This window comes from Lentzea sp. NEAU-D7 (assembly GCF_026242055.1).
In the GTDB taxonomy this organism is placed as follows: Bacteria; Actinomycetota; Actinomycetes; order Mycobacteriales; family Pseudonocardiaceae; genus Lentzea.
This window is the reverse complement of record NZ_JAPJDL010000002.1, coordinates 110,442-133,601: the sequence shown is the minus strand read 5'-3', so window position 1 is coordinate 133,601 and position 23,160 is coordinate 110,442. Positions and strand designations below refer to the sequence as shown.

The 23,160-nt window shown below is 68.7% G+C and carries 24 protein-coding genes; 15 read left to right on the top strand and 9 right to left on the bottom strand.

The genetic code is table 11. From position 1 onward, the window contains the following. Window positions 1-67: 67 nt before the first annotated feature. Entirely contained in the window at window positions 68-502 is a 435-nt protein-coding gene (locus ORI60_RS04010; RefSeq protein ID WP_266034320.1) for a hypothetical protein, read from the bottom strand. Between the two features lie 59 nt (window positions 503-561). On the opposite strand from ORI60_RS04010, the gene ORI60_RS04005 reads away from it, so the two are divergent. The 3 genes from ORI60_RS04005 to ORI60_RS03995 all read left to right on the top strand — a co-directional run bounded on the left by ORI60_RS04005 (window position 562) and on the right by ORI60_RS03995 (window position 2,833). Then, window positions 562-945 carry a VOC family protein gene (locus ORI60_RS04005; protein WP_266034318.1) on the top strand — a complete coding sequence of 128 codons (384 nt, stop codon included), beginning with the start codon at window positions 562-564 and terminating at the stop codon, window positions 943-945. Between the two features lie 251 nt (window positions 946-1,196). Then, window positions 1,197-2,276 carry a glycoside hydrolase family 19 protein gene (locus ORI60_RS04000; RefSeq protein ID WP_266035429.1) on the top strand — a complete coding sequence of 360 codons (1,080 nt, stop codon included), beginning with the start codon at window positions 1,197-1,199 and terminating at the stop codon, window positions 2,274-2,276. A 53-nt stretch (window positions 2,277-2,329) separates the two neighbouring features. Next, on the top strand, window positions 2,330-2,833 hold the full coding sequence (locus tag ORI60_RS03995) for a DinB family protein (protein WP_266034316.1): 504 nt from the start codon (window positions 2,330-2,332) through the stop codon (window positions 2,831-2,833). Here the strand turns inward: ORI60_RS03995 and ORI60_RS03990 are convergent. Then, window positions 2,830-3,075: a mycoredoxin gene (locus ORI60_RS03990; protein ID WP_266034313.1), complete on the bottom strand. Its 246-nt coding sequence runs from the start codon at window positions 3,073-3,075 to the stop codon at window positions 2,830-2,832. The genes ORI60_RS03995 and ORI60_RS03990 overlap by 4 nt on opposite strands. A gap of 326 nt (window positions 3,076-3,401) precedes the next feature. Here ORI60_RS03990 and ORI60_RS03985 point away from each other — a divergent pair, with 326 nt between their 5' ends. The 3 genes from ORI60_RS03985 (at window position 3,402) to ORI60_RS03975 (ending at window position 6,042) form a co-directional block, all read left to right on the top strand. Further along, the gene (locus ORI60_RS03985) at window positions 3,402-4,025 is read left to right on the top strand and encodes a DUF4360 domain-containing protein (RefSeq protein WP_266034310.1); all 624 of its coding nucleotides are present in this window, start codon (window positions 3,402-3,404) and stop codon (window positions 4,023-4,025) included. A gap of 61 nt (window positions 4,026-4,086) precedes the next feature. Beyond that, window positions 4,087-4,728 (top strand): DUF4360 domain-containing protein, encoded by a 642-nt coding sequence (locus tag ORI60_RS03980; protein WP_266034307.1) that lies wholly within the window; start codon window positions 4,087-4,089, stop codon window positions 4,726-4,728. A 90-nt stretch (window positions 4,729-4,818) separates the two neighbouring features. Beyond that, window positions 4,819-6,042 (top strand): hypothetical protein, encoded by a 1,224-nt coding sequence (locus tag ORI60_RS03975; RefSeq protein WP_266034304.1) that lies wholly within the window; start codon window positions 4,819-4,821, stop codon window positions 6,040-6,042. Between the two features lie 159 nt (window positions 6,043-6,201). Here ORI60_RS03975 and ilvA read toward each other — a convergent pair whose 3' ends face one another. Next, window positions 6,202-7,437 carry a threonine ammonia-lyase IlvA gene (gene ilvA, locus ORI60_RS03970; RefSeq protein WP_266034302.1) on the bottom strand — a complete coding sequence of 412 codons (1,236 nt, stop codon included), beginning with the start codon at window positions 7,435-7,437 and terminating at the stop codon, window positions 6,202-6,204. 101 nt (window positions 7,438-7,538) lie between these two features. Between ilvA and ORI60_RS03965 the strand changes: the two genes are divergently transcribed. Both ORI60_RS03965 and ORI60_RS03960 read left to right on the top strand, forming a co-directional pair. Next, a complete protein-coding gene (locus tag ORI60_RS03965) occupies window positions 7,539-8,360 on the top strand; it encodes a lytic polysaccharide monooxygenase (protein ID WP_323055873.1) in 822 nt (273 codons plus the stop codon). Between the two features lie 83 nt (window positions 8,361-8,443). After that, complete coding sequence (locus ORI60_RS03960) at window positions 8,444-9,685, top strand: ThuA domain-containing protein (protein WP_266034299.1); 1,242 nt, start codon at window positions 8,444-8,446, stop codon at window positions 9,683-9,685. A 6-nt stretch (window positions 9,686-9,691) separates the two neighbouring features. On the opposite strand, the gene ORI60_RS03955 is transcribed toward ORI60_RS03960, so the two are convergent. Continuing rightward, window positions 9,692-10,042 (bottom strand): hypothetical protein, encoded by a 351-nt coding sequence (locus ORI60_RS03955; RefSeq protein ID WP_266034296.1) that lies wholly within the window; start codon window positions 10,040-10,042, stop codon window positions 9,692-9,694. A gap of 182 nt (window positions 10,043-10,224) precedes the next feature. Here ORI60_RS03955 and ORI60_RS03950 point away from each other — a divergent pair, with 182 nt between their 5' ends. The 5 genes from ORI60_RS03950 to ORI60_RS03930 are packed head-to-tail and all read left to right on the top strand — an operon-like array spanning window position 10,225 to window position 13,967. Continuing rightward, entirely contained in the window at window positions 10,225-10,662 is a 438-nt protein-coding gene (locus ORI60_RS03950; protein ID WP_258950518.1) for a helix-turn-helix domain-containing protein, read from the top strand. Window positions 10,663-10,665: 3 nt separating this feature from the next. Beyond that, window positions 10,666-11,178: an ImmA/IrrE family metallo-endopeptidase gene (locus tag ORI60_RS03945; protein WP_266034288.1), complete on the top strand. Its 513-nt coding sequence runs from the start codon at window positions 10,666-10,668 to the stop codon at window positions 11,176-11,178. Further along, window positions 11,179-12,288 carry an MAB_1171c family putative transporter gene (locus tag ORI60_RS03940; RefSeq protein ID WP_266034286.1) on the top strand — a complete coding sequence of 370 codons (1,110 nt, stop codon included), beginning with the start codon at window positions 11,179-11,181 and terminating at the stop codon, window positions 12,286-12,288. Window positions 12,289-12,303: 15 nt separating this feature from the next. Further along, complete coding sequence (locus ORI60_RS03935; RefSeq protein ID WP_266034283.1) at window positions 12,304-13,371, top strand: ATP-dependent DNA ligase; 1,068 nt, start codon at window positions 12,304-12,306, stop codon at window positions 13,369-13,371. Then, window positions 13,368-13,967 (top strand): YigZ family protein, encoded by a 600-nt coding sequence (locus tag ORI60_RS03930; RefSeq protein ID WP_266034281.1) that lies wholly within the window; start codon window positions 13,368-13,370, stop codon window positions 13,965-13,967. The genes ORI60_RS03935 and ORI60_RS03930 overlap by 4 nt, the downstream gene beginning before the upstream one ends. Here ORI60_RS03930 and ORI60_RS03925 read toward each other — a convergent pair. Then, window positions 13,964-14,785 (bottom strand): alpha/beta hydrolase, encoded by an 822-nt coding sequence (locus tag ORI60_RS03925; protein WP_266034280.1) that lies wholly within the window; start codon window positions 14,783-14,785, stop codon window positions 13,964-13,966. The genes ORI60_RS03930 and ORI60_RS03925 overlap by 4 nt on opposite strands. A 49-nt stretch (window positions 14,786-14,834) precedes the next feature. Between ORI60_RS03925 and ORI60_RS03920 the strand changes: the two genes are divergently transcribed. Further along, the gene (locus ORI60_RS03920; RefSeq protein WP_266034277.1) at window positions 14,835-15,389 is read left to right on the top strand and encodes a TetR/AcrR family transcriptional regulator; all 555 of its coding nucleotides are present in this window, start codon (window positions 14,835-14,837) and stop codon (window positions 15,387-15,389) included. 63 nt (window positions 15,390-15,452) lie between these two features. Here the strand turns inward: ORI60_RS03920 and ORI60_RS03915 are convergent, their stop codons facing one another. From ORI60_RS03915 to ORI60_RS03905, 3 genes are all read right to left on the bottom strand, one after another. Continuing rightward, the gene (locus tag ORI60_RS03915; RefSeq protein ID WP_266034274.1) at window positions 15,453-18,056 is read right to left on the bottom strand and encodes a glycoside hydrolase family 3 protein; all 2,604 of its coding nucleotides are present in this window, start codon (window positions 18,054-18,056) and stop codon (window positions 15,453-15,455) included. A 107-nt stretch (window positions 18,057-18,163) separates the two neighbouring features. After that, window positions 18,164-18,736, bottom strand: a complete 573-nt coding sequence (locus ORI60_RS03910) for a hypothetical protein (protein WP_266034272.1) — start codon at window positions 18,734-18,736, stop codon at window positions 18,164-18,166. Window positions 18,737-18,841: 105 nt separating this feature from the next. Beyond that, the gene (locus tag ORI60_RS03905; protein ID WP_266034270.1) at window positions 18,842-20,488 is read right to left on the bottom strand and encodes a glutamate--tRNA ligase; all 1,647 of its coding nucleotides are present in this window, start codon (window positions 20,486-20,488) and stop codon (window positions 18,842-18,844) included. A gap of 100 nt (window positions 20,489-20,588) precedes the next feature. Here ORI60_RS03905 and ORI60_RS03900 point away from each other — a divergent pair, with 100 nt between their 5' ends. After that, window positions 20,589-21,209 (top strand): L-threonylcarbamoyladenylate synthase, encoded by a 621-nt coding sequence (locus ORI60_RS03900; RefSeq protein ID WP_266034267.1) that lies wholly within the window; start codon window positions 20,589-20,591, stop codon window positions 21,207-21,209. 3 nt (window positions 21,210-21,212) lie between these two features. On the opposite strand, the gene ORI60_RS03895 is transcribed toward ORI60_RS03900, so the two are convergent. After that, the gene (locus ORI60_RS03895) at window positions 21,213-23,036 is read right to left on the bottom strand and encodes a S8 family serine peptidase (protein WP_266034265.1); all 1,824 of its coding nucleotides are present in this window, start codon (window positions 23,034-23,036) and stop codon (window positions 21,213-21,215) included. Between the last annotated feature and the right edge of the window lie 124 nt (window positions 23,037-23,160).

Sequence of the window (23,160 nt, the reverse complement as noted above, 5' to 3'; positions counted from 1 at the left end):
CGTCGGAGGTCGCCGATGCGCGTGTCAGCCGTGGTGGCGCCGATTCCTGTCTCGTTTTGTCCTGGAACTAGCAGCGCTTGCTGGAGAACGCGGTGAAGTTGTCGTCCTGCTGGACGCTGATCATGCCGTAGGCGGCGGTGCACTTGGACAGGGTGGCGGCCGGCTTGCCCCACAGCTCGACGGGATCGAACTGGCTGCTGTTCCCGCCCTTGTAGGAGTCCGGCGTGCTGTCGCCGGAACTGCTGTAGACGGCGATCGCGGTCTGCGTGCCCCAGTGGCGGCCGGTGGCGCGGAAGCTCTCCCAGACGTAGACGTAGGAGTAGTTCGCGCCGCACCCGGCGAACTGCTTCACGGACGCGATGGTGTCGCCACGCCACTTGACGTGCCCGGTCGAGCCGATCTGCACGGCGCTCGCGCATCCCGGCGGCGTCTCCGCGCCGGCCACACCGGGGAACACGAAACCGAGCAGCACGAACGCGATGCCGATGATTGCCCTCTTCATGAGGGTGATCATCGATTTTTCCGCTGACAACTCGCTGACACGCGGGTAAGCAGGGACCCATGCCCGTACAGCTCAACCACACCATCGTCCACGCCAGCGACCAGAACCACTCCGCCCGCTTCCTCACCGAACTGCTCGGCCTGCCCGAGCCCGTGCGCTACGGCCCGTTCCTCGTCGTGGAGGTCGCGAACGGCGTCTCGCTCGACTACATGACCGCGCAGGGCCCGATCACCGGGCAGCACTACGCCTTCCTCGTGACCGAGGAGGAGTTCGACGAGATCTTCGGCCGCATCCAGGAGCGCGGGCTCGACTACTGGGCCGACCCGTTCCACTCCCAGCCCCGGCAGATCAACCGCAACGACGGCGGACGCGGCGTCTACTGGAACGACCCGGACGGCCACGCGCTGGAGATCATCACGCGCCCGTACGGCTCCGGCTCCTGACGAACCGGTTCACCTGTCCGCAGGGTATGGACCACCCTAGTGCTCGGACTTCCCGCCTGCGACCGTGAGAGCGGTACCACGCCATGGGTGCGCGAATCTCCCGCACCGTTCGATGTCGCAGCGGGATGGACCTCGTACTGCCGGTGACGAAACAGGTCTAGACCCTTGACTGGTCTGGACCATTGATGCCAACCTCAGCGTTGTTCACACACCTGATCCTCCGGGCGCAAAGACTCCAGGAGTGAGTGACCTTGCTGAGAAAACGAATTCTGGCGTCTCTCGCGGCGGTGGCGATGGCGGCGACCATGGCCGTCATCGCACCGACCGCGTCATCCCAGGCCGAAGTGTCCGCACAGGCCTGTTCGTTCACCAACTGGACAGCGGGCACGTGGTACCCCGTCGGTTCGATCGTGAAGTACACCAACGGCCAGTACTACCGCGCCAAGAACGAGAACCCGGGCTACGACCCGATCATCTCCACCTGGTACTGGGAGCCGACGAGCTGTGACGGCGGTGGAGGTGGTGGCGGCGGCACCTGCACCAGCGCCACGGACTGGGTAGCGGGCCGGCAGTACTACACGGGCAACATCGTGCGGTACAACGGTTCCTACTACATCGCCGAGCACGACAACCCCGGTTACGACCCGACGATCTCCACCTGGTTCTGGGAACCGCACAGCTGCGACGGAGGCGGCGGCGGGGGTGGCGGCGGCAGCTTCGTCGTCAGCCAGGCCCAGTTCGACCAGATGTTCCCGCCGTCGTCCCGCAACAGCTTCTACACCTACAGCGGACTCGTCGCGGCCCTGAGCGCGTTCCCGGCCTTCGCGAAGACCGGTGGCGACACGGTGTCGAAGCAGGAAGCGGCGGCGTTCCTAGCGAACATCTCGCACGAGACGGGCGGTCTCCGGTACGTCGAGGAGATCAACCAGACCGGGGACTACTGCGACGAGACCAGGCCCTACGGCTGCCCCGCCGGTGCCGACAAGTACTTCGGCCGCGGTCCGATCCAGCTGTCGTGGAACTTCAACTACAAGGCGGCCGGCGACTACATCGGCGAGAACCTGCTGCTGTACCCGCACCTGGTGGCACAGCGCGCCGAGATCGCGTGGAAGACGGGCATCTGGTACTGGATGACCCAGAACGGGCCCGGCCCGATGACCGGGCACGCGGCCATGACCAACGGCTCCGGGTTCGGCTACTCGATTCGCAGCATCAACGGCTCGCTGGAGTGCGACGGCCGCAACCCGGCGCAGGTCCAGAGCCGCGTCTCCAACTACCAGCGGTTCACCGGCATCCTCGGCGTGCCGACGGGTGCGAACCTCTACTGCTAGTGGTTGGCCTCACTAGGACTCGAGCGGTCCTAGTTCGGTCATAGCTTCACTGCATGACCATGGAACTCGACGATCTGCTGCACGAACTGAACGACCAGCGCAGGACCTTCCGCGTCACCGTGCGGGGTCTCACCGCCGCCGAAGCGGTGAAGCGCACCACGGTCAGCGAGCTCACGCTGGGTGGGTTGCTCAAGCACCTCACCTGGTGTGAGCGCGGCTGGACCCACATCCTGACCGAGCAGCCCCTGCCCCCACCGGGAATGCTGGACTTCGACCAGTACACCTGGACGGGCGAGGACTTCGGCGAACTGCTCGCGTCGTACGACGAGGCGGTGCGCGCGACCGATGAGGCCGTGCGCACCACCTCGCTCGACAAGCTCGTCCCGCTGCCTTCCGCGCCCTGGGACACGGACCCGCAGCCCATGTCGATCCGGCGGATCGTGCTGCACCTGATCCGGGAGACCGCGCAGCACGCGGGCCACGCGGACATCCTCCGCGAGACGCTGGACGGTCAGTCCACCACGGCGTCCCTGTACGAGGCCCAGGCCATGTCCTAGCCGGCCAGCTGTTCCTTCACCTGCGCCAGCGACGGGTTGGTGAGCGCGGTGCCGTTCGGGAAGTGGACGGTGGGCACCGTGCGGTTGCCGCCGTTCACGCTCATCACGAAGTCGGCCGCGCCGGGCGTCTCCTCGATGTTGATCTCGACGTACTCGATGCCCTCGCGATCGAGTGAGCTCTTCAGGATCCGGCAGTAGCCGCACCACGAGGTCGAGTAGACGGTCAGCTGGTCGGGAGCCATCAGGCGCACTCCTCATCGGTTCGGACGAAGTCGTCAGTATCAACGCTGGACGAGGGGCGCTTCTTCCCGGGCCGGGGAGAGGCGCCCCTCACTCGTCCGGAGCAGCCCGCGGCGATCGTCAGACAATCGTCAGGTCAATTCGGCACACCGCGGGTGAGCATGGTTCGCGCACGGCCGAAGATTTCGTCCGTGCAATTGGCCGTGCATTTGACAATGCGCTCCCGCCGAATTCAGTCACCCATTCGGCGGCCCGCCACCACGCAGAGTTTCCGATATCGTCTGAATTCCGCCGCCGCTACCCGCAGTCATGTTTAGAAAGGCTGGCCATGCTGAAAACGGTGGCGGCTGCTGCCCTCGCGCTGTCCGCGGTCCTGACCGCGCCGGCCGCCCACGCAGCATCCGATGTTCCCGATTTCGTGACGATCGACGTCGTCACCGTGAACGGTTCCGGCTGTCCCGCCGGCACCGCGGCCGTCGCGGCCGCGGACGACCGCACGGCGTTCACGGTGACGTACAGCCAGTACCTCGCCCAGGCAGGACAGGGCTCAGGCCCCACGGACTTCCGCAAGAACTGCCAGCTCAACATCAGAGTGAGCTACCCGCAGGGCTTCACGTTCGGCATCGCCCAGGCGGACTACCGCGGATTCGCCAACCTGCAGCAGGGCGCCACAGGTACGGAAAGAGGAAACTACTACTTCCAGGGCATGTCGCAGGGTGCGAGCCGCACCCACACGTTCACCGGCCCGAAGAGCGACAACTGGCAGGCCACCGACCGCGCGACGGTCTCGGAAATCGTCTACGCGCCGTGTGGAGAAGTCCGGCACCTGAACATCAACACCGAACTGCGCGTGAACGCGGGAACCGCGTCGAAGGCGAACAGCTTCATGACGATGGATTCCACGGACAGCAGCGTGAGCACGAAGTACCAGTTCTCCTGGAAGCGCTGCTGATCCAGGCACCGATTGCCGCCGCCCGTTCATTTCCTTTGGACCCCAGACGGAAAGGTGCCCCATGCTCAACACACTGGCCGCGGCCGTGTTCGCGATGTCGACCATCATCGTCCCGCCCGGCGGGGCCCCCGGTGACACCCCGCCTCCGGACCACATCACCATCGACGTCGTGACCATCAACGGCTCTGGCTGCCGGGCGGGAACCGCGGCCGTGGCCGTCAGCCCGGACAACAAGGCGTTCACCGTCACCTACAGCGAGTTCATGGCGCAGGTCGGGCCCCAGGCCCTGCCCACCGACTTCCGCAAGAACTGCCAGCTGAACCTGCGCGTCAACGTGCCGTCCGGCTTCACCTACGGCATCGCGTCGACCGACTACCGCGGCTTCGCGCACCTCGAACGCGGCGCCACGGCCCTGGAGAAGGCCAACTACTACTTCCAGGGCATGTCGCAGACCGAGTACAAGCAGCACAACTACAAGGGCCCGTTCAGCGACGACTGGCAGGCGACGGACACGACCGACGTGGCCGCCATCGTCTACCACCCGTGCGGTGAGAAGCGGAACTTCAACATCAACACGGAGCTGCGCGTCATGGCGGGCACGTCCGACAAGAAGCTCACCAGCTTCATCGCGATGGACTCGACCGACGGATCCATCGAGACGACCTACCACTTCGCGTGGAAGACCTGTCCGCCCAAGCCGTAGTACCCACCAGGTGCCGGGCATCCCGCGACCGGGGTGCCCGGCACGCCCCTTTCCTGGAATGATCGGCTCCTCACGGCGTCTGGGGGGACGATGAAGCTGCACGCACTGTCCGGAGTGGACCTGGGGCCGGAGTTCCACGCGATGGTGGACGCCATCGCCGAACACGTGCACCCGGTGGGCCGCTCGGCCTGCGTGCTGCTCGACGACCTGCCGGACACCTCCGCGCGGCTGGACGTGGTGCGGCTGGCCGTGGTCGTGGCGCTGGAACGACAGGCGGAGCACTTCCAGGTCCTCCCGCTGGCCGGCTGTTACTGGAACCGGGTCGGCCACGAGTGGTTGATCTCCCGAATCGGGCCGGCCACGCCGTTCACCTTCGTCGACGACGAGCCACAGCCGCCTGAGCGCACGGTGACCTTGTCCGACATAGGCCGCGGTGTCCGCGTCTCGCTGCACGACACGCTGATCGAGGTCAGCCCACCGGCCGAGCAGGAGTGCGCACGACTGCTGGGATCTGGAGTGCGCGGCACTCCGCTGCGCTTCCCGATCTTCTCGAGTTCGGCCGCGGCGATGATCGCGCGTGGAGAAGCACCGGACGAACTGCTGCTCTGGCGGTGCGGACTGCCCGCGTCCCGGCATCGGATGCCCGGTCCCGTGCTCGCCGCGGTCCACGAGTCGAACCTGTACTTCGAGGCACTGATCGCGGTGGTCCAGATCGGCGACGAGCTGGTGGTGCACGCCGAGGGCGACCAGAACTTCAACCTCGTCGACCTGCGCGTCCCGATCGACTTCGACGTCGCCGAGGAGGCCGGGAACGACCTGTCACCGTTGCACCTGGACCGGCCCGAGAAGCACGTGGGTCGCGGCTTCCGCTTCCGTCGAAGCGGGCACGCGTGGAGGGTGCGCGACCACTGCGGAACCATCTCGATCGAGCAGTCGTGCGCCAAAGCTCACGAGCAGGACCCCGGGCCCGTCAAGAACCCGGTGCTGCGTGGACCTGGGTTTTCGTCGGCGGCGGTCCGCGAAGCCGGCTGGACCGCATGGGGCCCCGGCTTCGACGACATGGTGATCCCGGTACCGGCCGGCGAGGACGTCGTGGGTCTGACCAAGCTCGCGGACGTCCCCGCGCTGCTGACCCGCGAGGGTGATTCGGTGCGGGCACGCACGGCGGACAACGTGCGAACGGTCATCGAGTTCGCCGGACCCGTGTCGATGCACGACTACCTGCCGTGGGTGGCGGTGCAGCGCTCAGCTCACCTGGTCGAGATCATCGACGTCGCGACCGGCGCCGTGCTGCACCGCGTGAACACCGACTAGTGGTGTGGCTCGGAAGGTTGCCGGGGGAATTCGCGGTCAGACGGGTGCATCGTGGTGCCGCCCCCACGTCTTCATACTGGATGTATGGGGGCGTGGGGGCGGTGCCGCGAGGCGCCCTGCTGAGCGTGGATTACCTCGCCAACGTTCCGAGTCGCGCCACTAGATGAGGAACCTGTACGCGGTGGAGCCGGGCTCCACGTGCTGGATCTTGAGCGGGGACTCCTTCATCCGCCCCCACAGCAGGTCGTAGTCCTCGCGGCGCCCCAGCTCGATGCACACCAGCGCGGCCCCGGTCTCCCGGTTGTCGCGCTTCATGTACTCGAACTGCACGATGTCGTCGTCCTTGCCGAGCACGTCGTCGAGGAACCGGCGCAGCGCGCCGGGTTCCTGCGGGAACTCGACCAGGAACCAGTGCTTCAGGCCGCGGTGGATCATCGAACGCTCGACGATCTCGGCGTAGCGCGACACGTCGTTGTTGCCGCCTGAGAGCAGGCACACGACCGTCGAGTCCGGCGCGACGGAGATCTCCTCCAGCAGCGCGGCCGAGGCCAGGGCGCCCGCGGGCTCCGCGATGATGCCGTCGATCTGGTACAGCTCCAGCATCTCCGTGCAGACCGCGCCCTCGGACACGGTGAGCAGCTCCGCGCCGCTGTCGCGCACCATCGGGAACGTCACGTCGCCGGCGCGGCGGACCGCGGCGCCGTCGACGAACGAGTCGACCTCGGGCAGCGTCACCGGGCCGCCCGCCTGGATGGCGGCGATCATGCTCGCGGCACCGGCCGGCTCGACGCCGATGATGCGGGTGCGCGGGAAGCGCTCCTTGAACCACGTGCCGACGCCGGAGAGCAGTCCGCCGCCACCGATGGGCACCACGACCACGTCGGGGGCGCCGCCGAGCTGCTGGACGATCTCCAGGCCGACGGTGCCCTGGCCCGCGACCGTGCGGGGGTCGTCGAAGGCCGGCACCAGGGTCGCGCCCGTGTTCTGCGCGTACTCCTTGGCCAGCGCGGCCGCGTCGTCGTAGGTGTCGCCGTCCACGACCAGCTGGACCATGCCCTGGCCGAGGGCGTGGATGCGGTCGCGCTTCTGGCGCGGGGTGGTCCGCGGGACGTGCACGCGGCCCTCGATGCCCAGGCGGCGGCAGGCGTAGGCCATGCCCTGGCCGTGGTTGCCGGCCGACGCGCAGACCGCGCCGCCGAACGCGAACTCGGTCTGGCACAGCAGGTTGAACGCGCCGCGCAGCTTGTACGAGCGGCCCACCTGCAGGTCCTCGCGTTTGAACCACACGCGCGCGCCGGTCCTCTCGGACAACCGCTGGTTGACCTCCAGCGGCGTCGTGCGTGCGACACCACCGAGCCGGGCTGCGGCCGCGGACACCTCATCAGCGAAGGACATGTCAATACATCTTCCGTGAACGACTTGGGTCTGGCACGCGTACCCCTAGAAGGACAGGGGAGGTACCTGTGTTTCGCCTTTTGGGCGTGCTATCGCTGCTCATGATGCTCTCTGTGGTTCCGGCGCACGCCCATGGCGCGCCCACCGACCCCGCGAGCAGGGCTTTCCTGTGTTCGCCAGGTCAGCCCACAGCATCATCCCCGCCCTGCCGCAGCGCCATCGCGGCGGGGTTGCCGTCCACGGAGTGGGACAACATCCGGCTCCCGGACGTGCGCGGCCAGGACGCGCAGAAGGTTCCGGACGGCAAGCTGTGCAGCGCGGGGCTCGCGAGGTACGGCGGGCTCGACCTGCCGTCCGCCGCCTGGCCGGCGACGAAGCTGAAGAGCACGGATTTCACGTACAAGGCGACGATCCCGCACCAGGGCTCGTTCCGGTTCTACGTGACGCGCGACGGCTACGCGCCGAGCCGGCCGCTGCGGTGGGCGGACCTCGACCTGTTCCTGAACGTGCCCTCTCCCCCGCTCGTCAACGGCTCGTACGAGTTCAAGGTGCAGCTGCCGAAGGACCGCACCGGACGCCACCTGATCTACACGGTCTGGCAGAACACGGACACGCCCGACACCTACTACTCGTGCACGGACGTGGAGATCGCGGCACCCGTGAAGCCCGTGACGCCGGCGGCCCAGCCCGCACCCGTCGCGGCGCCCCCGGTGCAGGCGCCGCCGGCCCGGACCAGTTCCGCGGCACCGTCGGCGAAGCCGTCCACGCCGGCGTCGAGCGTCCCGCGGCCCGTTCCCGTTGCGTCGAGTGCCGAACAGCCTCCTTCCAGCGCGACGAGGTTCGGCATGTCGGCGGTGGTGGCGGCGCTGGGCGGCCTGGCCGTGCTGGGCGGGTTCCTGTTGTGGCGCAGAAGAATTCTGTGAACGTCCCGGTCCCCAACAGGTCTAGACCTTCCCTACGATGATCTTCGGGCGCGCAACCCCTGCTACCGGAGGTGTGTACCCGAATGGCCAGAAAACTGTTGGCGTTGCTGGCATTGCTCGCCGCCACGCTCGTCCCGGTCTCCGTCTCGGCCACGAGCACGGCACAGGCGGCACCGTTCAAGGTCCTCGCGTTCTACAACGGCACCTGGGACGCGGCGCACATCGCGTTCGTCAACGAGGCGAACCCCTGGCTCACGCGTGCGGGCCAGGAGAACGGCTTCACCTACGAGTCCACCCGCGACTGGAACCGGCTGAACACCCTCACCCCTGCCCAGGCGCAGGTCGTGATCTTCCTCGACGACGCGCCCACCGGGGCCGCGGCGCGGACGGGCTTCCAGCGCTACGTCGAGGCGGGCGGCGGGTTCTTCGGCTTCCACGTCAGCGCGTTCACCCAGAACGCCGCCGAGTGGCCGTGGTACCACAACACGTTCCTGGCCAAGGGCAACTTCGTCAGCAACACGTGGGGCCCGACCACCGCGGTGCTGAAGGTCGAGACCCGCACCCACCCCTCGACCCTGCGCCTGCCCGAGAGGTTCACGTCGGCGGTCAGCGAGTGGTACAGCTGGGACCGCGACCTGCGGCAGAACCCGAGCATTCAGGTGCTGGCGAGCGTCGACCCGTCGAGCTTCCCGCTCGGCACCGACCCGAACCAGCAGTGGCGCAGCGGTTACTACCCGATCATGTGGACCAACAAGAACTACAAGATGATCTACGCGAACTTCGGCCACAACGCCATGGACTACGCGGCGAACCGGCCGCTGTCGTCCACGTTCGCGAGCGCCACCCAGAACGACTTCCTCGTCGACAGCCTGCTGTGGCTGGGCGGTGGCGGCACCCCGCCGCCGCAGGGCGAGTGGAAGACGGTCGTCAACCGCGGCAACGGCAAGTGCGTCGACGCCGCCGCCGCGGGCGTGAACAACGGCACCGTCATCCAGCAGTACACCTGCAACGGCACCACGGCGCAGAACTTCCGCGCGGTGGCGACCACCGACGGCCACTCCCGCGTCGAGTACCGCAACGACCCGGCCAAGGTGCTGGACGTGAGCAACGTGTCCACCGCCGACAACGCCGGCATCCACCTCTGGACCTACGGTGGCGGCACCAACCAGCAGTGGCGGGTGACCACGGGCGCGGACGGCTACTCGACGATCACGGCCCGGCACTCGGGCAAGTGCCTGTCGGCGCCGGCCAGTTCCGCCGACGGCGTCCAGCTGGTCCAGGCGACCTGCACCGGGTCGGCGGCGCAGAGCTTCAAGATCGGCTGACCAGGCTCAGGAGGACCGTGAGCGGTCCTGGCCGTCGAGGCGGCCGGGACCGCTCACGACCACCCGCTTCCCCGGCACCGGGTCGGCCGGGTGCGCCGCCCCGAGGAACCCGTACATGTCGTTGAGCTGGTGCAACGCCTGCATCGCGTCCCGCCACACCGGGCAGGGCCACGCGCGATGCCGCCCGTACCAGGCGCGGCACGACTTGCACCGATGCCGCTCGTTCGGCTCGTGCATCCTCAGCAGCCCGCGCCACCACGGGAGGGCGTCGCGAAGCTGCTCGCGCAGTTCGAAGACCTCGTGAGGCGAGTCGGTCCGTGCGAGCTGGTCCATGGTCTTGTAGACGACGTCGATCACCGACCGGTGAAACGACCCCTGTCGTTCAGCAAGCGCCATCTCCCAGATCCTCCGAAGTTGAGGCAGGCACTGGCCGGAGTCTATGTTGGCCATTGGAGGGCTTTCAACTGGTGAAAATCCACTCACCCAGATAGCCCTTTCCATGAGTGGAGACGCTCACTGCGCGCAACGGGGAGGCGGCAATGGCGGGGGAACGGTCCCTGGCTGACAAGCTCAACCACCTCTTCGCCCGGCACACCGCCCGGTCCGGCCAGGAGTACAGCAACGAGCAGGTCGCGGCGGCCATCGCCGAGACCGGCGTGACCATCTCGCAGAGCTACATCTGGCAGCTGCGCAAGGCCAAGAAGGACAACCCGACGTTCAAGCATCTGCAGGCACTGGCAGGCTTCTTCGGTGTGCCCGTGAGCTACTTCTTCGACGACGAGGTCACCGACCGCGTCGACGAGCAGCTGAAGTCGTTGCAGGACGAGCAGAGCAGGCTCAACGAGATCGCTTCGGGCAGCGACGCGCAGCTCATGGCGATGCGCGCGGGCGAACTGTCGCCGGACCGCCGCCGCCTGGTCATGGAGCTGCTCGACGTGGTCTACCGACAGGAACAGGCCGAGCGCGGTGAAGGATGACTCGTGGCCGAACGAGATTTGCGCAAGCGGTGCCGCCGCCTGCTGAACGAGCTGGACATCCAGCCGCCGCTCGACGTCGAGGAGCTCTGCCGCCGCGTAGGTGACCAGCGCGGAAAGCCGATCCGGCTGATCGCGCACCCGATCCCGGTGCCCGGCCCGTACGGGGTGTGGATCGCCACCTCGAAGGCCGACTACATCCTGTACCAGCAGGAGACGTCGAGAGCGCACCAGAACCACATCATCCTGCACGAGCTCGGCCACCTGCTGGCCGGTCACACGAGCGACGAGCAGGACGACGACCTGCTCGCGGGCCTCTACCCCGACCTCGAACCGGACGCCGTGCGGCGGGCGTTGCGGCGGACCTCCTACGACTCCGACCACGAGCGCGAGGCCGAGACGGTCGCGACGATCATCCTGGAGTGGGCCTCGGTGCTGGACAAGGTGGCGCCGCGGGCGTCGGAGGGTCCGGCACGCCGCATGTCCAAGTCGCTCGCGGACCGTCTGGGGTGGTTGTAGGTGGAGTACCTCAAGGAAACGCAGGGCATCGTCGCCTTCTCCGCGTTGGCCGTCGTGCTCTACCTGCTGGCGCGCAGGCCGTCCGACCCGCGCCTGCGCAGCGTCACCGTCCTGGTGGCGGGCTGGGCGATCGGCTACCCGTTCGGACGTTCGGCGGCCGCCGGACGCTGGTTCCTCGGGCTCGACCCGATGGTCTGCCAGCTGGTCCAGCACTCGATGCTGCAGGTCGGCGTGTACGGCCTGATCTGCTTCTTCATCTTCTCCGCCCTCGACGACGCCGGTGCGCGCCGGCAGGCGCTGCTCCAGCTCGCGCCGCTCGTGCTGTGCGTCAGCGCCATGACGTGGGCGGTGCTCGCGATCCCGGACGACCTGCGGGTCGCGGCGGCACGCGTGCCGAACTCGCTGGGCGGCGGCCCGACCGGCGTCCTCGCGATCACGGTGTTCTACGCGCTGGGCAACGGCTACCTGCTCTACGGCTTCGCGACGATGTTCGTGTGGGCGCGGCGCTACGCCCGCGGCGCCGAGCCCCGCCTGCGCCGCGGCCTGCTGATCACCTCGACCGGCCTCGCGCTGCTGGTGCCCGCCGACGCGATCTTCGTGTCCTCCAACGTCTCGCGCTACTTCGGCGAGCCGCTCCCCCGCTGGCTGCTGACCACCGCCGTGTGGTTCCTGCTGCCGGGCGTGCTCCTGTGCGTCGTCGGCGTGATCTACCCGATCGCCGCGATGCGGTTCGCGGCGACGAGGTTGTGGCTGCGGCACCTGCGCGCGTACCACCGGCTCGCTCCACTCTGGACGCTGCTGCACCAGTCGTTCCCCGAGGACGCCCTGCACCGCGTGCCGTCGAGGCGCGACGCGTTGTCGCTGAGGGGTGTGCACCGGCGCTACTACCGGCGCGTGATCGAGTGCAGGGACGGGCTGGTGCGGATCAGCCCGTACGTCGCCGAGACGCCCGCCGAGCTGCCGTTGTCCGACCGGCTGCGGGCGGGGCTGGAGACGCGCCGGTCGGGGGCGGTCACGCTCCGGCGGCCGATCGCGCTCGCGATCCCCGAGGACGACGGCATGGACGCCGACGTGCGCGAACTCGAAAAGCTCGCGGTGGCGTTGCGCTGACCTTATGGTCCCGGTGTGGACCTGCCCGTGATGCCGCCGGTGAAGCCGATGCTCGCGAAGTCCGTGCCCGAGCTGCCGCGGGGGGACGGACTCGCGTACGAGCCCAAGTGGGACGGCTTCCGCTGCATCGTGTTCCGCGACGGCGACGAGGTCGAGCTGGGTTCGCGCAACGACAAGCCGCTGACCAGGTACTTCCCCGAGGTCGTCGAGCTGCTGAAGGAGGCGCTGCCGCCGCGGTGCGTGGTGGACGGCGAGATCGTGCTGGTCACGCCCGACGGGCTGAGCTTCGACACCCTCCAGTTGCGACTGCACCCGGCGGCCTCGCGGGTGCGCAAGCTCTCGGTCGAGACGCCGGCGAGCTTCGTCGCGTTCGACCTGCTGGCCTGCGGCGACGACGACGTCACCGGGCTCTCGCTGGCAGAGCGGCGCAGGGTGCTGGAGGAGGTCGTCACCGAGGTCCCCGGTGTCTACCTGACACCGTCCACAGCGGACCCCGAGGTCGCGCAGGACTGGTTCACCCGGTTCGAGGGCGCGGGCTTCGACGGCGTCGTCGTGAAGGCCCTGGACGGCGTCTACGAGCCGGACAAGCGCGTGATGTTCAAGGTCAAGCACGAGCGCACGGCCGACTGCGTGGTCGCGGGCTACCGGTGGCACAAGGACGGCGAGACGGTCGGGTCGCTGGTGCTGGGGCTCTACCAGGACGGCGAGCTGCACAACGTCGGCGTGGCCAGCAGCTTCACCGCGGCGCGGCGGCGGGAGCTGGTCGAGGAGCTGAAGCCGTTGCTGAACCCCGCCGAGCACCCGTGGAGCGCGTGGGCGACGTACCAGGGTCCTGGCATGAACAGCAGGTGGAACCCCGAGAAGCAGCTTCAGGTCGTGCTGCTCGAACCGACGCGCGTGGCCGAGGTGCGGTACGAGCACGTGCAGGGCGGACGGTTCCGGCACACAGCCCGGCTGGTGCGGTTCCGCGAGGACAAGACGCCCGCGGAGTGCACGTACGAGCAGCTGGAAGAGGTGCCGCCCGCCGAGCTGGACGCCCTGTTCGGGGAAGCCGAGCAGCGCAGGCGCACAATCGAGCAGTGAGGGTGATCAAGCGGGACGGCACGCACGAGATCGAGATCCAGCGGTCGCGGTTCCTGTGCCACGTCGCCCGCGTCAGCTCCGACCAGGAGGCTGCCGAGTTCTTCGCGCGAGTCCGCAAGGAGCACTGGCAGGCCACGCACAACTGCACGGCCTTCCGCACCGCGGACACGCAACGCTCGTCCGACGACGGTGAGCCCGCCGGTACCGCGGGTGTGCCGATGCTGGAGGTGCTGACGCGCCGGGACCTCGTGGACACCGCCGTCGTCGTCACCCGCTACTACGGCGGCATCAAGCTCGGCGCCGGTGGCCTGGTCCGTGCGTACGGACGCGCCGTCTCCGAGGCCATCGACGCGTTGGGCACGCTCACCCGCGAACGGCACGAGAGCGTGCTTCTGGCCGTGGACCACGATCAGGCGGGGAAGCTGGAGAACGCGTTGCGCGCGGCCGGGTACCACGTCGCGGACACCGAATACGGTCATGACGTCACCTTCACCGTTCTGACGAAGGACCCGGACGACTTCGAGGTCTGGCTCGCCGCTCAGACCGGCGGCGCGGTCACCGCGATCAGGGGCGAGCCGGTGGACCTCGACACCTAGAACTTGTCAGCCCAGTTCAGGGCGTGGTCGGCGACCTCTTCCCAGCCCGCCGTGCCCATGACGAAGTGCGGCCGGTTCGGGAACTCCTTGATCTCGGTGATCGCGGGGCCCTTGTAGCGGCGGGCGTTCTCGCGGTTCATCGACGCCGGCACCACGTTGTCGCCCTCGCTCGCGATGAACAGCAGCGGCGCGCGGTCCGGGTTCCGGAAGTCGACCTTCGTCGCGTTGTGCGTGGTGAAGTTCGCGGTCGCGGCCTGCCAGAGCGGCCGTCCGGGCGCGGTGATCGCGAACCGCTGCCGCAGGGCCTCGGCTTCGCCGGCGGGCAGGGTGTTCGTGAAGGCGTAGTGCCACTGCTCGGGCGACAGCTCGACGTTGCGCTTCACGTTCGCCGGGTTCTTCAGCACCGGGAACGCCGCCTTGATGGACGAGAACGGCAGGCCGAGCGTGCCCTTGACGGGCGCGGAGTGGATCGCGACGCCGGCCTTGCCCAGGCCCCTGTCGAGGAGCTTCTGCGTGATCAGGCCGCCGAACGAGTGACCCATGATGATCGCGTCCTCCGCGTGGTGGTCGCGGATGAACTTCTCGACGTGGTCGGTGATCTCGACGACGCCCAGGCCGTTCGCGATCTCGGGGTGCGCCCGCATCTGCGCGACCTCGCCGTAGCCGGGCCAGGTCGGGGTGAGGACCTCGTGGCCGGCCTCCTCGAACCGCTCGGCGACGTTCTTCCAGCTGGCGGCGGTGAGCCACAGCCCGTGGATCAGCACGATCTTCGACATGTCCGTCTCCCTCAGCTCTGGAGAACGCTCGTTCTCCAGCATGGGTGCTAAGGTAGAGAACGAGCGTTCTCCACGGCAAGGGGTGATGGTGGTGACGACGGACACAGAGGCTCGGGAGCGGGTCCTGGAGGCCGCTGACCGGCTGTTCTACGCGAAGAGCGCGCACGCGGTCGGCATGGACGAGCTGCGCGCGGAGGCGGGCGTCTCGCTGAAGAAGCTCTACCAGCTCTTCGACGGCAAGGAAGCGCTCGTCGAGGAGGTGCTGCGCCGGCGGGAGGAGGCCATCACCGCCGAGACCATGAAGTACGTGCTGCGCGCGTCGACGCCGGAGGAGCAGGTCCTCGCGGTCTTCGACTGGATGGCGGACTCGTCGGGCACGACCGACTTCCGCGGCTGCGCGTTCATCAACTCGTACGCGGAGCTGGGGCCGTCCTCCGACCGCGTCACGGCGGTGGTGCGCCACCAGAAGTCCGGCGTGCGCGGGGCGATCGCGGCGATGGTCGCGGCGACGGGCCGGCCGGAGTGGGTGGCGGACTCGATCTTCCTGCTGTTCGAGGGGGCGATGACGAACACGGCGATCACCGTGTCGTCCGAACCGGCACGGCAGGCCCAGAAGGCGGCGCGTTTCCTGCTGGAGTCCACATAGGAACGCGCCCCCGCCTGGGGTGTCGGCGGGGGCGCGCGGGTCTACCTCTTCACGTGCGGGTGGTTACGTGCAGGGCAGGGCGTCCGGATCGGCGCCCGCCTTGGGCACCCACCTGATGTTCGCGAACGAGGCCTGGAACGCGCCGTCGGTGTAGACGAGGAACGGCGTGTTGATGTTCTCCAGGTCCAGTCCCTTGTCGGAGAAGCAGGAGACCGGGATCTTGACGGTCGACTTCTGCCCGACGGGGAGGTTGCGGAACGCCTGCGTGGCGTCGATCTCGGCCAGGCACGGGTACACGCAGTGCGAGCTGATGACCGTGCGGTTGGCCGGGGCCTGGTGCACGATCACGTCGAACTGCAGTGCCGCGTTGGCGTTGCCGTAGCCGCGCAGGTCGCTGCCCGCGGGACTCTGCAGGTACACCTGGCCGGGGCCGGTGCCGGTCCACGTCGTCTTGAGCGCGTCCTGCTGGACGTTGACGTCGGACTGCACGACGTTGATCTCGGCGTGCGAGGCCTGGCCGTCGGGCCCGACCACGGTGCCGCCCCAGTTCTCCGCCGAACCGATCATCGACTGGTACGGCGCGATGTCGGTGCGGTTGAAGATCTCCAGGTCCTCGGTCGCGGTGCCGCCGCCACCACCGGAGCACAGGGCGCCGGGGCTGGTCTCGTCGAGCTTGCCGACGCGGCCGGTCTCCCAGTCGCGCAGGCCGTAGCCGAGGTTGAACAGCGGCTTCTTGGCGGGCTCACCGGGCAGCGCCGGGCAGGCCTCGGCCGGCCACGAGTAGGACAGCTTGCCGCTGAACCCGTTGTGACGGCCCCTGATCAGCAGGTCGGCGATGCCGCCGCCCTCGGTGCCCGGCAGCCAGGCGGCCACGAACGCGTCGGAGCGGTTGATCTCCTTGTTCATGTACAGCGCGCGGCCACCGACGTAGACGGTGACGACCGGCTTGCCCTTGCCGGAGACCTTGTCCAGCACGGCGATGTCCTGCGGGTGCAGTCGCGCGGCCTCGAACGACCGCTTGCCGAGGTCGCCGACGCCCTCCGCGTACGGGGTCTCACCGATGACGGCGATGACGGCGTCGAACTGCGCCGGGTCCACGCCGTCCGCGGTCTCGGCGAACGTGACGTTCGCGGCACCCAGCGTGTCCTGGATGCCCTTGAGGATGCTGGTGGCGTTCGGGAAGTCGGCGTTGGTGTTGCCGGTGCCCTGCCAGGACAGCGTCCAGCCACCGGTCTGGTTGCCGATGTTGTCGGCGCTCTTGCCGACCACGAGGACCTTGCTGCGCTTGGACAACGGCAGCACGCGCTTCTCGTTCTTCAGCAGCACGGCGGACTCGCGCACGGCCTCGCGGGCGAGTTCCTTGTGCTGCAGCGCCTTCTGCTCACCCGCGTGCTCGCGCTGCGAGGGCTTGGGGGCGTCGAACGTGCCGGCGCGCAGCTTGACGCGCAGGATGCGGGTGACGGCGTCGTCGATGCGCGCCATCGGGATCTCACCGGACTCGACCTGGGCGATCGTGTTGGTGATGAACGCCTTCCAGTCGTTCGGCACCATGATGATGTCCATGCCGGCGTTGATCGCCTGCGGGCAGCTGGCGTTGGTGCAGCCGGTGACCTGGCCGATGCCGTTCCAGTCGGAGACGAGCAGGCCGTCGAAGCCCATCTTCTCCTTGAGGATGCCGGTCTGCACGTACTTGCTGCCGTGCACCTTGCCCTCGTTGATGACGTCGTTCGTCCAGCTGTTGAACGAGATCATCACCGTCTGGGCACCCGCGGCGAGCGCGCCGTAGTAGCCCTGGCCGTGCACGTTGATCATCTTCTGCTCGGTGGAGGGGTTGATGCCCTGGTCCTTGCCACCGGTCGTGCCGCCGTCACCGATGAAGTGCTTCGCGGTGGCGATCACGCCGTCCTCGCTGATGCGCTTCTTCGCGTTGTCCTGCAAGCCCTTGACGGCCTCGTACCCGTAGGCGCGCGTGATGCGCGGGTCCTCCGAGAAGCCCTCGTAGGTGCGGCCCCACCGGTCGTCCTCGACGACCGCGAGCGTGGGCGCGAACGCCCAGTCCTGGCCGGTCGCGCGGATCTGCTCGGCCGTGGCCGCGCTGATGTCGCGGACGAGGCACGGGTCCTGCGCCGCGCCGAGACCGATGTTGTGCGGGAAGACGGTCGCGCCGTAGACGTTGTTGTTGCCGTGCACCGCGTCGATGCCCCAGATGAGGGGGATCTTGGTGCGCGACTGCTTCGAGGCGTCGAAGTAGGCGTCGGCGAGCGCGAGCCACTCCTGCGGCGTCGCGTTCTTCTTGGCGCCGGGCCAGCTACCGCCACCGTTGAGGACCGAGCCGAACCCGTAGTTCGTGACGTCCGCGGCCGTGATCGCGGCGATCTCGGGCTGCGTCATCTGGCCGACCTTCTCGGCCAGCGTCATGTCCTTGAGGATCGCCTTGATGCGCGCCTCGTCCTTGCGGTCGCCCTTGAACTGGCTCTCGACCTTCGGCCAGTCCTTGAGCGTGGGCAGGGACCTCTCGATGCGGGCACAGCCGTGCTCAGTCCGGGGCTGGCCGATGACCGGCTGCTTCGGCGGCCAGTGCTGCGCGTCCTGCGCGACCGCCGCCGATGTCGTGCCGGCGGCGAGCGTCAGCCCCAGCACTGCGGCGAGAGTGCTTCTCCAATGCATGCCGCCGATCCTCAACGGCGTGTTACGTCCACGTCAATGGGAACGCTCTCACGACTTTGTTCCGGAAACTTCCAGGACGAATTCCCCATACCGGGCGGATGCGTCCGTCAGACCTCCCGGAGGGCCCGTCTGGCCGGGTTCCAGGAGATCCGTCCGGCGGCCTCCGGGTCGGTGAAGGCCAGCACCGATTCGTCAAGCCGATGGAAGTCCAGCTCGTCCGTCCACGTCTCGTACAGCTCGCCCGCCATGAGCAACAGCGGGCGTCCGCCGATCTCCAGGAGCACCTCGGCCAGCACATCCTCGTCGGCGTAACAGGTCACCTGCTCGACCTCACCGGCCGGAAGCTCGCTCAGCGTCCTCCAGCGGGTGCCGTGGCCGGGCTCGCCCCACATCCGCGCGTTCCGCAGCTTCGCCTCGAACTCGGGGTCCCGGTTCCGCCACAGCCCGCTGAGGGTGTCGTGGTCGAAGGTGCACACGCTGAACACTCCGCCGTCGTCGAACACCGCCTGCAACCCCCACAGCTGCAGGCAGGGCACCTCCGGGTCGTGGAACACGTGCGGGCCGCTCTCGGGCACGTCCTCGCGCAGCGCCCATTCCACGCCGACCCACGACGTCACGTGCCGGCCGCGCAGGTCCGCGAACTCCCGCGCCCAGTCGGCCAGCCGGCTCTCCCCCGTCACTTCAGCAGTATGTGCGGCGGCCCCGGCGGATCTCGCCCGAATTCTCACCGGACAGCGAACGGCCCCCGATTCCCGCAGGAACCGAGGGCCGTTCGAGCACGTGCGTCAGCCGGCGAGCGCGCGCACCCGGCGCAGCACCTCGTCGGTGCCCAGCGTCCGGGCGACGGCGTGCAGGTCCGGGCTCGCCTTCGACCCCGTCAGCGCCACGCGGATCAGCTGCGCGGCCTCACGGATCGAGCCGGGGTACGCGTCCGGGTTCTTCTTGAGCTCCTTGGGGTTCGGCGCGAAGCCGTGCTTCGCGGCGAGCTCGCGGATCTGGCCGAACCACTCCTGGCCGTCCTCGAGGTCCGCGTAACCGTCGGCGAAGTCCGCGGCGAACGCGGCGATCAGCTCCGGCGGAAGTCCGCCGAGGCGCTCGTCGGTGCGGTCGGAGACGAGCGGGAACAGCGACGGGAAGAAGAAGCCGTAGGCGGTGCGGAAGTCCGCCCACTTGCGGAGGTCCTTGCGCGGGTTCGCGACCTCCGGGCCGCGCTCGACGCGCAGCGCCGCCAGTGCCGCGTCGCGCTCCGTGGCCAGCACGGTGACCAGCTCGGGGTCGTAGGTCTCCGCCCACTCCGACACCAGCGAGATGATCTCCTCGCCGGACAGGGTGGCGACGTGGTCGGCGCAGATGTCGTCGAGCTTCACGAGGTCGACCAGCGGGCCGGCGACACCGCACTCGGCGAGCGAGATCGGCGCCTCCAGGGCCTCGGCCAGCGGCAGCTCCGCCAGGCGGGCGTTGACCAGGCCGCGCATGTAGTACTGGACGGCCGGCGCGGGGAAGCCCGCCTCGATGAAGAACTCGACGGACGCCTCGGGGTCCTTGCGCTTCGAGAGCTTGCGCCGGGAGCCGCCCTGCTGCTTCATCAGCGGCGCGATGTGGGCGTACTCGACGCGCTCGAAGCCCAGGGCGTCGAACAGCTGCAGGTGCGTCGGGACGGACGAGATCCACTCCTCGCCGCGGATCACCAGGTTCACGCGCATCAGGTGGTCGTCGACGGCGTGCGCGAAGTGGTAGGTGGGCAGGCGCGGCGACTGGTCGGACGCCTTGAGGATCACCACGTCGTTGCGGTTGGCGTCGTGCTCGAGCTCGCCGCGGATGGCGTCCACGAACTTCGTCCGCTCCCCCGCCTTGCCCGGCGAGCGGAAGCGCACGACGTACGGACGGCCCTCGTCCAGAGCGGCCTGGACGTCCTCGGCGGTCTTGTCGCGCCAGATCGCCCAGCGGCCGTAGTAGCCGGTCGGCAGCTTCGTGGCCTGCTGGCGCGCGGTGATGTCCGCGAGCTCTTCCTTCGTCGCGAAGCACAGGTACGCGTGGCCGGAGCGCAGCAGCTCGCGCACGTACGTCAGGTAGATCTGCTCGCGCTGCGACTGGTGGTACGGCCCGTAGGAGCCCACCTCGTCGGCCTCGTCGGGCTCGATGCCGAAGTACTTGAACGCCTTGGTGAACTGCTCGACGGCACCGGGCACCTCACGCGCCTGGTCGGTGTCCTCGACGCGCACGATGTACGAGCCACCGGAGTGGGACGCCAGGTCGCGGTCGATCATGCCGACGTACAGGCCGCCGATGTGCAGGAACCCGGTCGGCGACGGCCCCAGGCGGGTGACCTTCGCGCCTTCGCCCAGCCCGCGGGGCGGGTACTGCTCCTCCCAGTGGGACGGCTCGGGCAGGTCCGAGGGGAACAGGGCGTCGACGACGGCACGGTCGAGCATCGCTAGGGGTCTCCAAACCAGGGAAAGAAGTACGCCCAGGTTATCAACGTGCGCGAGCCGAAATGCCGCCCCCCGGATCATCCGCCTAAGCTCACCGGCCATGGCCAAGTACCTCGACGTCCACCCGGTCAACCCGCAGAAGCGCGCCATCGACCAGGCTGTGCGGATCCTGCAGGAGGACGGCCTGATCGCGTACCCGACCGACTCCTGCTACGCGCTCGGCTGCCGCCTCGGCAACAAGGACGGCATCGACCGCATCCGGGAGATCCGCAAGCTCGACGACAAGCACCACTTCACGCTGATGTGCGAGAACTTCGCCCAGCTCGGCCAGTTCGTGGTCGTCGACAACGCCGTGTTCCGCGCGGTCAAGGCCTCGACGCCGGGCGGCTACACGTTCATCCTGCCCGCGACGAAGGAGGTGCCGCGCCGCATGATGCACCCGAAGAAGAAGACGGTGGGCGCGCGCATCCCCGACCACGTCGTCACGCAGGCGCTGCTCGACGCGATGGGTGAGCCGCTGCTCACCAGCACGCTGCTGCTGCCCGACGAGGCCGAGCCGCTCGTGCAGGGCTGGGAGATCAAGGAACGCCTCGACCACGTGGTGGACGCGGTGATCGACTCCGGGGAGTGCGGCACCACGCCCACCACGGTGGTGGACTTCTCGAGCGGCGAGGCCGAGATCATCCGCTACGGCGCGGGTGACCCGGCCCGGTTCGAATGATCTCTAGGACACGACCAGCGCGTAGTCGGCGTCGGTCGCGGTGGTCTCGACGTGACCGTCCACGTTGACCGAGGTCGCGATCACCTCGACCGTCCAGTTGCCCGCGGCGGGCGTCTGGACGAGGACGTTCTCCACGGTGTCGACGGTGTTCGCGACACCGCCGGACGTGGACCAGTTGCCGGCCAGCAGGCCGTTGTTGCCCCAGTAGACGGTGCCGTTGGGGGCGGTGACCTTCAGCGTCAGGTCGTTGACGGTCGCCTTGGCCGCGGTCGGCGAACCGGCCGGGTCGGTGTAGGCCAGCGTCGCGCGCAGCGGCGTCTGGCCGTTGGACGCCACGGTGTACTTGCGCGACTGACCGGTGGTCAGCAGGTCGGTCTCGTTCACCAGGACCGGCAGCTTCCAGCCGCCCGCCTTCGCGCGGTCGTAGAGGTTGCGGACCGACGCCGTGCCCCAGCCCTGGTGCGTGCGGGTCTGGTCGTGCGTGGTGCCGGAGAACGCGTGCTGGTCCGCGGTGTTGATCAGCAGCGCCTTGGCGGTCGCGGCGTGGGGGCGGGACGCGAACACGTCGCGCTTCTTGCCGGGGGCGCCGTCGAACACGCCGTCGGACCACATCTGGAACAGCAGACCGGCGTTGCCGCAGGTGATCGGCGTGGCGCCGGACGTGCCGCCGAACGACGTCGTGTAGGCGGTGTCGCTGGTGGACGTCGTGGTGTCGATGCGGTCGTAGAAGTTCGAGAGCTCCGGCTTGATGCGGCCGTCGGCGGCGGGGCCGATGGACGCTCCGCCGTTCCACTTGTCGTCGGTGCGCGAGGCGGTGTTGTAGTGGTAGTGCCCGCCGACCGACAGCACGTTCTTCGCCCATGCCTGCGGGCGCGAGCTCCTGGTGCCCGCGTTGCTCTGCGACTGGCAGATCAGCAGGTCGTGGTCGAACACGATCCGGTCCATCTGCTGCGAGATCGAGTTGTAGGACGTGGTGAGCGCGTCACCCCAGCTGTTGGACTGGAACACCGCCCGGTACTGCCCGGCCGGGTCCACGAGCTGCTTGGTGTGGGCGTAGCGGTCGCCGGAGCCGTAGATCGCGAAGATGCCCTGCCCCTCGGGCAGCAGGCCGCGGTGCGCGGACGAGACGCCGGACGCGAAGATCTGCCCGTACGTCGACGTGCCGTGCGAGGTGCTCGTCGAGTTCCCGGTGTGCATCAGCGGCGGACGGGCGCGGAACTCCTGGTGCGTGGTGCGCAGCCCGCCGTCCATCACCTCGCCCCGCACGCCCTGGCCCTTGTAGCCGCCGGCGCTCTCGACGTGGTTGGCCCCGGACGACTCGCGCGAGATCGCCATGTCGGCCTCCGGCGAGGACACCGGGTCGATCGCGATCACGGCGGGCAGCTTCGCGAGCTGTGCGGCTTGCCCGGCGTCCAAGGTGGCCATGATGTGCTCACGGCTCTCGGAGATGACGTTCACCCTGCCGCCCAAGGACTTCACCTTGGCGGCGACGGCCTTCTGGTCGGCCTCGTCCTGCTCGACCAGCGTGATCAGGTAGTCGGACGAGCCGCCCAGCGCCATGATCCGCGGCTGGGCCTGGAACGGCTTCACCTCCCGCACGTAGCTCAGCCGCGCGACGCGCGCGGTGTTCGTCATGCGGGCGAGGTAGGTGCCGTCCTGGACGAACGCGCCGAGCCGCACGCCGAGGCCCTCGAGCTGGTGGCGCTGGCCGTCGGACAGGGTGGTGCGGAACTGCAGCAGGTAGGCGCCCTCGGCCGGGGCAGCGACGGCAGGAACGCCGCTGATCAGCGAGAACACCGTGGCGAAGCTCAACAATGTGCGCAGCACGAATACAACCTCCATCGGCAGGGTCGGCGGCCACCGGAGGAAGTAACCGCCCGTGACCAGCACGTTACCGGTGCGGAGCGGGTCGGGACATCAGTCGTTCGGCGGTGATCATCTCGTGAGACGG

What these genes read in the sequence shown, in the direction of transcription:
- ORI60_RS04010 (WP_266034320.1), bottom strand. Translation starts at nt 502, where the DNA reads ATGAAGAGGGCAATCATCGGCATCGCGTTCGTGCTGCTCGGTTTCGTG.
- ORI60_RS04005 (WP_266034318.1), top strand. Translation starts at nt 562, where the DNA reads ATGCCCGTACAGCTCAACCACACCATCGTCCACGCCAGCGACCAGAAC.
- ORI60_RS03995 (WP_266034316.1), top strand. Translation starts at nt 2,330, where the DNA reads ATGACCATGGAACTCGACGATCTGCTGCACGAACTGAACGACCAGCGC.
- ORI60_RS03990 (WP_266034313.1), bottom strand. Translation starts at nt 3,075, where the DNA reads ATGGCTCCCGACCAGCTGACCGTCTACTCGACCTCGTGGTGCGGCTAC.
- ORI60_RS03985 (WP_266034310.1), top strand. Translation starts at nt 3,402, where the DNA reads ATGCTGAAAACGGTGGCGGCTGCTGCCCTCGCGCTGTCCGCGGTCCTG.
- ORI60_RS03980 (WP_266034307.1), top strand. Translation starts at nt 4,087, where the DNA reads ATGCTCAACACACTGGCCGCGGCCGTGTTCGCGATGTCGACCATCATC.
- ORI60_RS03975 (WP_266034304.1), top strand. Translation starts at nt 4,819, where the DNA reads ATGAAGCTGCACGCACTGTCCGGAGTGGACCTGGGGCCGGAGTTCCAC.
- ilvA (WP_266034302.1), bottom strand. Translation starts at nt 7,437, where the DNA reads ATGTCCTTCGCTGATGAGGTGTCCGCGGCCGCAGCCCGGCTCGGTGGT.
- ORI60_RS03965 (WP_323055873.1), top strand. Translation starts at nt 7,539, where the DNA reads ATGATGCTCTCTGTGGTTCCGGCGCACGCCCATGGCGCGCCCACCGAC.
- ORI60_RS03960 (WP_266034299.1), top strand. Translation starts at nt 8,444, where the DNA reads ATGGCCAGAAAACTGTTGGCGTTGCTGGCATTGCTCGCCGCCACGCTC.
- ORI60_RS03950 (WP_258950518.1), top strand. Translation starts at nt 10,225, where the DNA reads ATGGCGGGGGAACGGTCCCTGGCTGACAAGCTCAACCACCTCTTCGCC.
- ORI60_RS03925 (WP_266034280.1), bottom strand. Translation starts at nt 14,785, where the DNA reads ATGCTGGAGAACGAGCGTTCTCCAGAGCTGAGGGAGACGGACATGTCG.
- ORI60_RS03915 (WP_266034274.1), bottom strand. Translation starts at nt 18,056, where the DNA reads ATGCATTGGAGAAGCACTCTCGCCGCAGTGCTGGGGCTGACGCTCGCC.
- ORI60_RS03905 (WP_266034270.1), bottom strand. Translation starts at nt 20,488, where the DNA reads ATGCTCGACCGTGCCGTCGTCGACGCCCTGTTCCCCTCGGACCTGCCC.
- ORI60_RS03900 (WP_266034267.1), top strand. Translation starts at nt 20,589, where the DNA reads ATGGCCAAGTACCTCGACGTCCACCCGGTCAACCCGCAGAAGCGCGCC.